General features: G+C 43.3%; 7 protein-coding genes (1 of these 7 only partly in view). 2 read left to right on the forward strand and 5 right to left on the reverse strand.

The window, feature by feature from the left end:
- Positions 1-26 precede the first annotated feature (26 nt).
- The 4 genes from LEP1GSC060_RS14135 to LEP1GSC060_RS14150 form a co-directional block, all read right to left on the reverse strand.
- Positions 27-680, reverse strand: coding sequence for a hypothetical protein (locus LEP1GSC060_RS14135; RefSeq protein WP_003005744.1), 654 nt, complete (start codon positions 678-680; stop codon positions 27-29).
- A gap of 23 nt (positions 681-703) precedes the next feature.
- On the reverse strand, positions 704-1,414 hold the full coding sequence (locus LEP1GSC060_RS14140; protein WP_003006517.1) for a methyltransferase: 711 nt from the start codon (positions 1,412-1,414) through the stop codon (positions 704-706).
- Positions 1,415-1,566: 152 nt separating this feature from the next.
- Positions 1,567-3,135, reverse strand: coding sequence for a GMC family oxidoreductase N-terminal domain-containing protein (locus LEP1GSC060_RS14145; RefSeq protein ID WP_003006101.1), 1,569 nt, complete (start codon positions 3,133-3,135; stop codon positions 1,567-1,569).
- 48 nt (positions 3,136-3,183) lie between these two features.
- Positions 3,184-6,597, reverse strand: a complete 3,414-nt coding sequence (locus LEP1GSC060_RS14150; RefSeq protein WP_003006463.1) for an alpha/beta fold hydrolase — start codon at positions 6,595-6,597, stop codon at positions 3,184-3,186.
- A 251-nt stretch (positions 6,598-6,848) separates the two neighbouring features.
- Here LEP1GSC060_RS14150 and rsgA point away from each other — a divergent pair, with 251 nt between their 5' ends.
- Both rsgA and LEP1GSC060_RS14160 read left to right on the forward strand, forming a co-directional pair.
- Positions 6,849-7,931 (forward strand): ribosome small subunit-dependent GTPase A, encoded by a 1,083-nt coding sequence (gene rsgA, locus LEP1GSC060_RS14155; RefSeq protein WP_003005761.1) that lies wholly within the window; start codon positions 6,849-6,851, stop codon positions 7,929-7,931.
- Positions 7,932-8,163: 232 nt separating this feature from the next.
- Positions 8,164-10,626 (forward strand): hybrid sensor histidine kinase/response regulator, encoded by a 2,463-nt coding sequence (locus tag LEP1GSC060_RS14160; RefSeq protein ID WP_036096513.1) that lies wholly within the window; start codon positions 8,164-8,166, stop codon positions 10,624-10,626.
- Positions 10,627-10,686: 60 nt separating this feature from the next.
- Here the strand turns inward: LEP1GSC060_RS14160 and LEP1GSC060_RS14165 are convergent, their stop codons facing one another.
- Positions 10,687-12,126: the 3' portion of a B12-binding domain-containing radical SAM protein gene (locus LEP1GSC060_RS14165; RefSeq protein ID WP_003006247.1), read on the reverse strand. 255 nt of this gene lie beyond the right edge of the window; 1,440 of the gene's 1,695 nt are visible here — the last part of the coding sequence; the start codon falls outside the window, past its right edge — the gene reads right to left on this strand; the stop codon is at positions 10,687-10,689.

Consider the following 12,126-nt stretch of genomic DNA (forward strand, 5'->3'; position numbering starts at 1 on the left):
CTCGCGTATTCTTTCGTTTTGAATTCTTATTTCTCGGAAGAAGAAATCAGTTCCCAGCCGATCCAAGCGTGGCCGAGTGCAAAAAGTCCGAGGGCCATCAAAGAAACCAGATTGCCCTGATACAAAAAAATCTTCTTTGCCGTAACGGATCCTAAAAATCCGAAGATAGGCACCACGATAAACAAGATCGCAGGTATCTTGGATACGATCCTCTGTTGATTCAGTCCGATCGCAAAAAGAATACTTCCGATTAAAAACGGCAATAACAACGGAATTAAAAAGATCACGCCTCCCGTTTGCATAAAATGCATCACTCGCACTACATTCTCCTGAATATTGATAGAATCATCCGTCATGTAATACGCGAGAAGGTGAAAGAATGCATCCGAACAAAATCCTAAAACACCGATTGCTGCCAGCACGATTCCGATCGAAGTATATCTTCTTGGAGGAAATACAATTTGAATCAAAGAAAAAAATGCAATTGTGTATAGAATCGAAGAAACGATTTGCACGATTACGGAACTGAACACTGACATTCTGGATTGTTTTACGATCGCAAGAATATGCGCGCTGTCCACTGTTCCCGGATCGGGCATTAAATACCAGCTCAACCAAAACGTAATTCCCGCGAGAATCAAGAGAACACCTGTGAGAATTTTAAATCGGTTCGTATTCATTTGTTAAATTATCTCCTTCTTTTTTACTTCGCTTTCCTACCGACAAAAAATGCGATGGCTCCGATGACATACAACTCGTAGTCTTCGAAGTTTTCTTTGAGAGCCGCTTCCAAATCCGGGAACGTATCTTCCGTATTATGAAAAACGCCTTCCCGATTTAGATTTTTCATTCCTCTTCTGGATAAGTAATGAGTTTGTCCGAGATCGTGTAACGCGGTCGTACCGAAAATGACTCCGCCCGGTTTGCGGATCGCAATCAAGTTCTTAAATGCGGTCGATGCTTTTGTGCGGATCGGTCCCGGAACGCAGTGGAATAAAAAACTCAGTCCGATGGAATCGAATTTTTCTTTTGTGTTGATAGGTTCCAGAATGTTGGCCCTATACGCGTTGAATTGTCCCGCGATTTTGGAAAGTCTTCTTCTGGCTTCGATCAGGGAATTCGGATTCAAATCCATTACGGATAGAGCGGGTTTTGCAACCGGGAATGTGGCGTTTTGCAAAAGATAACCCGTTCCCACCCCGATATCCAAGTGATTGGCGCTTAAATTTTTGTTATAAAGGTCGATCATGTTTTGAGAGGGGCAACGCCAGAACCATCTGCTGATGATATGTAAAACGATGAGGTCGTAAAACCTCAGAAAACTCGGAGTATAAACTTGTTGTCCTTCTATGACCTCGGGGCTGTACTGATTTTCAGACAATCCAAGATCGATGTAGAATTTATCTTGTTGCATTTTTCGTCCTTTTAACGTTCGGGTTCCGCCGAATAAGGCACGATTTATTTTTCATCCGAATTCTTCAAGTATATTCCGAAAACACATTAGAATATTGTTGTATTCAAAAAATATGGATTATTACCGTCAAAAGCGCGGTTTCCCGCGTCGAATTATAATCCCGCACAAATCGAAGCGGCCGTATGTTCGGCCACGGCTGAAATCGTCATCACCGGATGAAATCCGATCGAAGAAGGGATGACCGATCCGTCGGCGATAAACAAATTTTTATAACCGAATACTTCTCCGGTTTCGGATACGACTCCCTTGTCCGGATTAGAGGCGAGAATACAACCTCCCAGAGAATGTACCGAAATGATCCGATTGAATAGGAAAAAACTTGCCAACGGCCCGAATTGCCCTCCGTATGCGTCTCCCATCTGTTGCATGGAGGCCGTCATATTTTGGATGAGGGTTTTATTTTCCTTGGAATACTTCCATTTCACGTCGATATTTTTACCACGGTGGACGATTTTTCCGTTTGCGTTGTCCCTTCCGATTGCAAATAAGTTTGTCATATAGGTGGGATTTCCCGCACCCGGAAGACCGGGCGGTAAAGGTTTTGAAAGTAATCCCTTTTTAAATACGAAAGGAAGAATCCATTTTAAACTTTTCCAAAAAAAAGGTCCGATCAATCTTAAAAACCAATTCGGTTTAGAGATTCCTAATGAAGCAAGCACGGCCATTACGGGTTGACTGAACGTAGGCGCCGCCAGAGTGAATTGAAACCCTTGCGGAAAATAATTGATTACGGTCGTTACGTCCGGGCCGTCCCAAGGTTTGAGATCGGTTTTACTCGATTCGATTCCGCCCAAAAAATCCCCGTTTGCGGAGTATCCTTTTCCAAGATGTTTGCTGAGGTTCGGTAATGTTTTGTATCTGTCTCTGCTGTTAAAAAGAATTCGATTGGTGCCTAACGTTCCCGCGGAAAGAACGACCCTTTTTGCGTATGCGATTTGTTTTTCTCCGGTTTCCGTATTTTCGTAATAAACAGCATAACCGTTTTTGGGATCGGGGGCGATATGCGATACTATGGAATTCGTTTGAAACAAAGCGCCGTTTTTTTGAGCGTCCGCAATATAATTAAAATCTAATGTATTTTTGGCTCCGTAATTACATCCGAACTCGCATTCCGCACAACGTTGGCATGTGGATTGTCCCGGCCTGGAAGGTTTAAGCCAACTCGCGGCCGCGTCCGGATCGAAATAAGTATGCCGATTCAGTTCCGCAGCGGCTCGAAATTTATTTCTTTTCGGAAGATCCCATTCGGGCGGAACGGGTTTTACGTCGAATTCGGCGGCGACCTTATCGAAATAAGGATCCAAGTAGTTTCGATTGAACGGAGCCGGCCAACGAGGATCTTCAAAAACCTTTTGATCGGGTCGAATGTGAATGTTCGCGTAGATCAAAGAACCTCCTCCCAAACCCGAAGCGGTTACGGTTCCGAGTCCGCTGAAAAAGTTGAGTTCGTAGAGCCCTAGGGATTTTCTTTTTTTAGGATAACGCCAGAGTAAATTGTCGGTTTGACGCACGTCCCTCGGAAAGGATCCCGGAGGATATTTTTTTCCCCGTTCCAAAACGAGAACCTTTTGACCTTTTTCGGAAAGTCTTAAAGCGCTGATAGAACCTCCGAATCCGGAGCCGATTACGATAGCGTCGTGGTATACGTTGTCTTTTGACATATTTTCTTCCGTGGAATTACATTATAAATCTCTAAAATTCAAAATTCTTCAATACTGTTTTAAGGACTGTAGAATCAAAGGATACACGTCTCTGTGAGCGTTTTTACCGAATATACAATCGATATGTCCGTAACCCGGAATCACGTGACGTCTATACTGGGAAGGATTAAAACGGTCGATCAACTTTTTGTAAGTCAATTCCGTACTTTCCGGAAGATAACACTGATTTTCCGATCCGTGAATGAATGTGATCGGAAGGTTGAGTCGATCCCAATTCGGAACGTAAACGTCCCCTCCTTCCGCATTCACCACTTTGTGCGCGCGGATCATCTTGGACAAATGTTCGAACGCCTTGATGTTGGATACTCCGAACATTTCCCCCAAACCGTATCGATAGGTTTCTTCATTCAAATTATCTAATTTATAGAGGCTTCCGTAAAGAAAGGTGATTCTCCTGCTGACCGGATTTACGTCGTGAGCGAAAAGAGATTGAGGTTGTAGGGCCAAAACGGAGTTGAAAAATTTATCCAACCATCCGTCCCGATCGCTCGTATAAGCCGTCATGTCTTCCACTCCGAGCGCGTCCAAAATTTCCGCGGTATGGAGTCCCACTTTGATATCCATCGAGGTCGGAACTTCCACGTTAGCCGAAACCTGTGAGAGTACGACGGAGCGAACTCCTTCCAGACCTGCGAGTAAGGCCATCGTAAACGTCGTTGCACCGAAACAATGAGCGACCACTTGAATTTTATCGACTTTGGTAAGTTCTCGAACCTTATTGACTGCGGCCGGGTAATCTTTGGTTGCGATTACATCCCCCGTATTTGGAAGCGGCGCGGAGGGAAGAGCGATCGAAGTTCTATAATCGAAAAGCCAAACGTCGTATTTGTTTTCAAAAAGATATTCTAAAAGATTGGTATCGATCGTATCGATGCTGAAAATCAAACTGGAAACTCCGAGACCCGGCGATAAAAGAACCGGACCTTTATTGCCGCCCTTATATCTTAAAAGTCTTAAGTCCGCTCCGTCCGTTGTTTTAAAAAAATGAACTTCGGGAGAAGAAACACGAAGAGGTCTTTTGGTTCTGGGTCTTGCGTCCTTGTCCCAGGGAACGATCGAACTCGCAACTCCTCCGTAGACGTCGTACAACGCTCCCGCAAAAAACGAACCGAACTTCGCCATTCCTTTGATGTCGTCGAGCATCGACTTCGCATGAATGACCTTCATCGTGGTCATTTGTTTCGCAAAATCCTCGGGAAGAATATGCAGAATTCCTTTTCCGAGTACGGGAGAATTTTCGGTTTCACCGTCGTAAACGGTCGTAAAGAGTGTGCTCGTGTCTCTCCAAATGTTCGTGAGTCCGTCGTTTTGAATCCACTTGGCTCCCACAAAAAGATATTTCTTACCTTCTTCCGTATTGAGAATCATACGATAGACCATGTTTCTCGTTTCCACTCGGTCTTCTCTGGAAATGAAAAGTAAAAATTCTCCGCCCGTGACCGTGATAACGTCCTTGGAAAGGACGGGAGCTTTTACGGTGCCGAATAACGTGGCTTTGTGATCCGGGTTCCCTACCATCTCCTCCAGGTTTTCGCTTCGGATCGTAAGCAGAAATTCTATGGAAGATCCTTCGTCTTTACCGATTTGATAACCTCTTTCCGCGTCTTCTTTCGATTGAGTGGAAAAGAATCCTTTCATACATTCCGTGAATTCGATTCCGAGAGTGGTGTCGTCTTGAACGTCCGTGTTTTTAGGATAAGAAGGAAGATTGTAATCGATCTTGAGCCCTTTTTGAGCCGTGAGTTTCTCGCAAGCTCTTTCCGAAATCGCACAGATCGTAAGCAAAGGATTGACTCCTAAAGACCTTGGGATTACGGAACCGTCCATGATATACAATCCGTCGTGAGTCGCGGAACCGCTTGTATCCGAATAAACTTGACAGTTCTCGTTTACGACGGAGGAGGACGCGTCTTCTCCCATCGGACATCCGCCGAGAGGATGTACGGAAATCAAATCCTGATCCGTCAGACGATTCCATACCGGATTTTTAATATAGGTTCCTTGCAAAGGAACCGTGGCTTCTTTTAAAATCGTACTGATTTTTTCGAAGATCGGTTTTTTACCGACGTTCGGCCAGGAAATTCTCAATCGATCGTCTTTGAGAAACATCTTGCCGTCGTTTCCGTCGTGAGCCATCACGAGATAAGTCTGGGTATTTTTAACCGCACCTCGATAAGGACCCAGGATAAAACTTAAGAAAATTCTAATTTTCTCAACTACCCATTGAACAAAACCTTTTTTGGTTTTGACCCCGGTGAGTTCCGAACCCAACGCTAAAATCGCGGGCAATTGTGCGCGGATCGCGCCGGGAATCGAACCTTCTTCGATGATCATACCTTCGTTCAAAGGAGCACTTTTGCGGGTATCGATGACTCCCGTAATACAAGGACCTACGTTGGCGTTTCCGTTCGTTTTTTTGGAACCGAAACCGATTCCGTTGATCGTAGTATTTCCATTATAAGAAAATCCTAACATATCTCCGTTTCCGCTAAACCGAACTCCGACCGCGTCCGAAACCTTCAGTCCTTTTTCCTTGGAACGAAGAAGAATTTCCGTGGAACCTAAAGCTCCCGCCGCGAGAATTACCGTGTCGGCTCGGATGAACAATTCGTCGTTGTTGAATTTTTCACGATCCATTCCGAGAGGAATGAAATGAACCAACCAAGAGTTGTCTTTTTTTTCGATGTAGTTTACCTTTACTTCCGTAAAAATCTGAGCTCCGAAGTTAACCGCGTCGGGAAGATAGTTCATCAGAGTCGTGTTTTTGGAAGACACATTACAACCCGTGACACAATCTCCGCAGTTCGTACAAGCGTCTTGCCTGACTCCGACGTGATTGATTTTGGATTCGAACGTGACGTTGATCGGAGTGGGATAAAATTCTTTTTTTAAAAACGCGGCGGAAGTTTTAAGCGCTTGGTGTTTGGCAAGACTGCGATATCGACTCGGAAGAACGTTCGGTCTTAACATTTCTTCCGCGCGGGAATAATACGGGTCCATTCCGTGGCTGTTCGCTTCTTCGCGGATGATCTGCGGCCAAGCGGGATCTTGAAACACTTCGGGAACCGCTCTCAAACTCACGTTTGCGTTGATAAGCGAAGTGCCGCCCAAGCCGCAACCGACTAAAACGTTGATGTCCTTGTTAAAATGAAAATCAAACAGTCCCGTTTTGGAACCGATGTGTTTGTCTTCGTAGTTCGCTTGCACTTCTTCCAGGGCGGGGATTTCCTTGTTCGGAAATTCTCCCGGTCTAATTTCCTTGCCTCTTTCTAAAAGACAGACCTCGATTCCCGCTCTGGAAAGCCGAGAGGCTGCGATGCCGCCGCCGTAACCGGAACCGATTACAACCGCGCCGTATTGACTTTTAATTTTTTCGATGGGTTGAGAAATTTTTTGAATCAATGTCTTTACCTGGGTTAAATTGGCAGAATATTTCCAAAAAAGGAAAATATTGCAAGGAAAAAGCGGCTCAAGGATGTTGATTCTTTAAAATAATGAAACGTTCTTTGTGGTTGACGCCCGATTTAAAATCGTACAGGCTAACGTATCAAATACGCATATGATTGTTTGATTCTATTCTGAAAATCTAAACTTACCGTTTCCCGAAAAGGGAAGGGCGTTATGTATCTTTATCTAAAATCAGAAGGAATTACATGTCACAGTCAACTTCAATCCTCGTATCTTACGGATGGGAACCGGAACTTTTCCTTTCGGAAACCGAATCTCTCGAAAACTTAAAACCCGGGCGAGTTGTCTCCGTTTACGGAGAATATTCAAAGATTATAATAGAGCAAGGCGAACTGAGAGGGATTCCCTCCGGCGTTTTGACTTCTTCGGGGGAATCGATCGTAACGGGAGATTGGGTTCTCGTTCGGGAAATCGACGGAGACGATCTTTGTATCGTGGAGAAAATTCTTCCCAGAAAAACTTTTTTAAGAAGAAACGATCCGGGAAAACGAAATCAGGTTCAGGCGATAGCGTCGAACATCGATTGGTTGCTCGTGGTTATGGGTTTGGACAACGATTACAGTCCGAGAAGAATCGAACGTTATTTGTTCTTGGCGAAGTTAAGCGGAGCGGACGTCGCGATCGTGTTGAACAAACAAGACCTCTGCGAAAATCCGGAACAAAAATTTTCCGAAATCAAAACGATCGCCGGAGAAATTCCGGTCGAAATGATTTCCGCTTTAGACGGATCGCAAACTCGGACCATCCTGTCGTTTATCAAACCCGGAAAGACGGTCGCGTTTTTGGGATCTTCGGGCGCGGGTAAGTCTACGATCATCAATTCACTGTTAGGTGCCGAAATTCAAAAGACAAACGAAGTAAAATCTTCCGACGGAACCGGAAGACATACTACGACTCACAGGGAATTGTTTCTTTTGCCTTCGGGTGGAGTTCTCATGGACAATCCCGGAATTCGGGAAGTTGGTCTTTTTTCCGGAGGAGAAGGCGAGGAAGAGCTCGAAGAAATTTTTCCGGAAATTGCGACGGCCGCTAAAGAATGTCGTTTTAACGACTGTTCGCATAACGGAGAACCGAATTGCGGAGTTGCGGCCGCCTTGGAGGAAGGAAGGATTAGCGAGGCACGTTATTCTTCTTATTTGAAACTTTCAAAAGAATTGCGGGCTTATAAGGTTTTAAACGACCCGGAAGAGGCCAGAAAGAAAAAACAAAAGGACAAACAAATGTCCAAAGATTTGCAGAAACGACTCAAGGATAAGGGAAGAATTTAAAGTAATTCCTGATCGGAACGCATTTTGTCTTTTCTTCCTAAAATCCGATCCGTAACGGAAGAACCGATGCGGAGTTCCCTCCTACTTTGCCGAAATAAGCGCAAATTGTTCGTCTCACATTCTAAAATCCGATCTAAAAAAGATTTGTCTAAAAAATCTTGTTAGTTATAGAACAAATTTCGGATACTATATCGAACTTACCGTTTCAACAATCGGTTTCTTATTTTTTAATATGAGATTTTTCTTAATATTATTCGGCATAACTTTTCTGCTCAATCATTCTCTGTTTGGGGAGTCTCCTATTTCGGGAAAGATTTCTCAATTGCAGAAGAGCGTTTATTTCCGTTCCTTCGTGTATTATTTCAGCGATTCCGAAAACGAAAATTTTCAGGAAAGAATTTTTGCAAAAGATCCTTCTCTTTCGTTTCGAAATATTCCGGCCGAAATGTTTTCGTTGGGGTTTACGAAAACAACGGCCTGGTTTTACATTCCTTTGAAGAACGATACAGAAAAGGAATATTATGGAATATTCGAAATATATAATCCTTATCTCGAAGAAGTCGATATCCATTATCGATACGGGAATCAGGATCGAATTCAAAAAATTTCTGCGGGAACGAACCGCGTTTACGAGGAAAACTTTCCCACTTTCGATTTTTATCTCCGCCCCGGAGAAGAAATCCAGATCGTTTGTAGGATCAAAAGCGAAACCCCTCTTCGTATTCCTTTCGTGTTGGAATCGGAAAAAAAATACGGTTTTACGAAACAACTCAGGTCGATCTTAGTCGGTTTGACCATCGGCTTCGGAATTGCGATGGGTTTATACAATCTGTCGTTATATTTCTTTTTTAGGGAGAAGTCGTATTTATATTACTTTATTATGATTTTATTCTCTACGGCTTACCTGACTTCTTGGGACGGATTGACTTTACCCTTGTTTAAACCGGAGTACGGACGGTATTATCTTTCCGTTGTCCTGATTCTGATTTATACTTCCGCTTTGTTCTTATTTTTGTTTTCTTTCGAATTTTTGTATCCGGAAAAAAAGGAAAAGAAGGTTCAAATTGTAGCGATCGGATACGTCGTCTTCAGTTTTCTTTTGATGTCGCTTTCGATTTTTTATCCGACTTCGCTCAATCGTTTTTCCTATTATTTGGGACTGATCAACAACTTAATCATCGCATATTTTTGTATCGTGAGGATTCGGGACGGTTTTAAGTCCGCAAAAAACTTTTTACTGATTCATATGGTATTTCCTATCGCGGGAATTCTCACGAATTTAAGCGCCGTTGAGGCGATTTCGATCAATTATCTTTCGCTTCACCTTTTGGAATTGGCCTTTATTTCCCAGTCCGTCCTTTTTTCGATCATGCTCGTTCAAAGAATTAAGGAATTGGAATATAAGCTGAAGGACGGATTACAATCCGAGATTCATAAAAACATAATTCTTCTCAAAAAAGAAATCCAACAGAGAAGAGAAACCGAATGGGAATTGATTCAGGCGAAGGAAGTTGCGGAAAAAGCCGCCAAGGTGAAAAGCAGTTTTCTTGCGAACATGAGTCACGAGATCCGAACTCCGATGAACGGAGTGTTGGGGATGGTTCAACTTTTGGGAACCACAAAACTCAACGAGGAACAAAAAGAATACGTCAATATTCTTTCCATTTCCGCCAAATCATTGTTACAGATTATCAACGATATTCTGGACTTTTCCAAAATCGAAGCCGGAAAAATTTCATTGGATAAGGAAGTGTTTTCCGTCCGCTCGGTTTTGGACGAGATACACGATCTTTTATATCCTCTTGCAAAACAGAAACAAATCGATTTTCGTCTGGAAGGTAAATTCGAAATTCAAGAATACGTTTACGGGGATCAACTCAGACTTCGGCAAATTTTATGGAATCTCACCGGTAACGGAATTAAATTTACGAATCGCGGAGAAGTTGTGCTTAACGCGTTTCAAAAAAATATTTCGAAAGATAAGGTTTCGATAGAATTTACGGTTTTGGATTCCGGGATCGGAATTCCTTTCGAAAAACAGAAACAAGTTTTCGACGCGTTCTCACAAAGCGACACGTCCATTGCGAGAAAGTTCGGAGGTTCCGGTTTGGGTCTCAGTATCACGAAACAACTTGTGGAACTTCAGGGTGGAGTTTTGAGTTTGGAGAGTAAGGAAGGTCGGGGTTCCAAGTTTGCGTTTGCGATTACTTACGATATTCCTTCCGAATCGGAAATCGAAAAGATTCTGGAAGCGGAAAAAACGAAAGATCTGGAAAGTTCCTATTCGAATGCGGTTCCTAAAAGCATAAAAATTCTCGTTGCGGAAGATAATGAAACCAATCGCCTTTTGATCGAAAGGGCGCTTAAAAAATTGGGTTACGATCCGTTTGTCGTTCACAACGGCAGAGAAGTGATCGAAAGGATGCAGTTGGAATTTTTCGATTTGATTCTTATGGATATTCATATGCCCGAAGTCGACGGAATCGAGGCTACGAGATGGATTCGCTCCAGAAAAGAAAACGCGGAATTTCCGATCATCATCGCTTTGACTGCGGACGCGATCGATAACAGTAAGGAACAATACCTTGTTAAAGGAATGAACGACTGTCTTTTCAAACCTTTGGATTTGCCGGCTTTCAAAAAGACTTTGGATTTTTGGTCCGATCGTGTGGAAGCTTCTCGCCGAAAATTATAATATTCGTATAAACTATAATTTTTTTTTACGAAAATCGTAGACAAATCGAAATCTTCCGTTTTAAAACGAAATCGAACTCGGCTTAAAATCCGCAAACAAAAGCGGATTCGAATTTTGCAGATCGATTTTTCCTCCGGAAAGAGCGACGATCCGATCCAATCCGGAAAAAACCCTTTCAAAAACCTCGTAACGAAATTTTTCCAAAAGGATCCAATCCCCGTTTGTGAAAGCGTATAACTTTTTCTCATGGAGCAACTTTTCGAAAAGACGAACGCCTATCGAGGATCGAATTCCAGATTTTTCTAATATTCTTAAAGTTTCATTTAGAGAGAGGGTCGTTTCCTTGGGGACGGCGGCGCTTTTTAGAAAATTCAGAATGCGGGTTACGATAAAAAGGGAATAGATGTCTTCCCTTTCGAAATGTTCGGAAGGGATCGCCATCGAGGTCAGTCTGGAAAGGAAAATGTCCGATTCGTTTCTTTCCGGAAAACCCGAAGCGATCGGAGAATTCGGCGTTAGATAAAAAAGAGAAGCGCCCATCAAAACGGGTTGTGCCGCGTTAAACGCCATTGTTTGAATCATCGAATCCAAGGTTTCCATCGGAAGTCCGAGGATTTGATACGAAGTGATTTGAAATCCGAGTTCAAAACCTTCTCGAACGATTTGAAGATACTTTTCGATCGTATGCGGTCTTTTTGTGGTTTCTCGTACGAGTTTATCGGAACTGACCAGGGCAAGATTCAGATTCGTAAATCCGGCCTCCTTCATCAAACCGAGGAGTTCGCCGTCCAAGCTGATGTAAGAGATTCCGTTCATCGCGACGAACTGAACGTCTTTTTTCGGAAAGGCGCGGATCAATTCTTGGCAGAGAAGTTTCATCTCCGGACGGAAAAAAGTCAGATTATCGTCCTCGAAATCGAATACTCTATAACCGAGTTTATAAGATTCTTTGATTTCGTTTAACACATTCTCTACGGTGTTTCTTCTGTACTTGGTTCCGAAAGTCGTATGAACCGAACAAAAACTACAACGATGCGGACAACTTCTGGACGTGACGATAAAACGCATCGGCTTTCCTTCGAAAAGATAATGTTCTTTCGATAAGGAAGATAGATCGGGAGGCGGAAGTTCCGGGATCGAAAAATTTTCTCCAACAGGATTCAGGCGAAGTTCTCCGTTCTCTTTCCATCCGAGAGAATCAACGAGCGCATAACGTTTGTCGTTTTGAAATTCTTTTAAAAAATCACAGACGGCCTTTTCTCCCTCTCCTCGGATGATAAAGTCCACGTTCGGGTTGGAAAGCATCAGTGTCGGACAAGCGGAAACGTGAGAGCCGCCCATCAAAACGGGAACGTCCGAAATTTTTTTCACGGCTTCCGCCGTTTTTAAGGCCTCTCTGTAATAGGGAGAAAACAAGGACGAAATCCCCACGAGATCGGGTTGCAGAGATTTTACTTCTTTTGTTATGTCTTCGTAAGAAGCCCCGAAATGAAAATATTC

Origin of the sequence: Leptospira weilii serovar Ranarum str. ICFT, assembly GCF_000332415.1 — a bacterium.
Classification (GTDB): domain Bacteria; phylum Spirochaetota; class Leptospiria; order Leptospirales; family Leptospiraceae; genus Leptospira; species Leptospira weilii_A.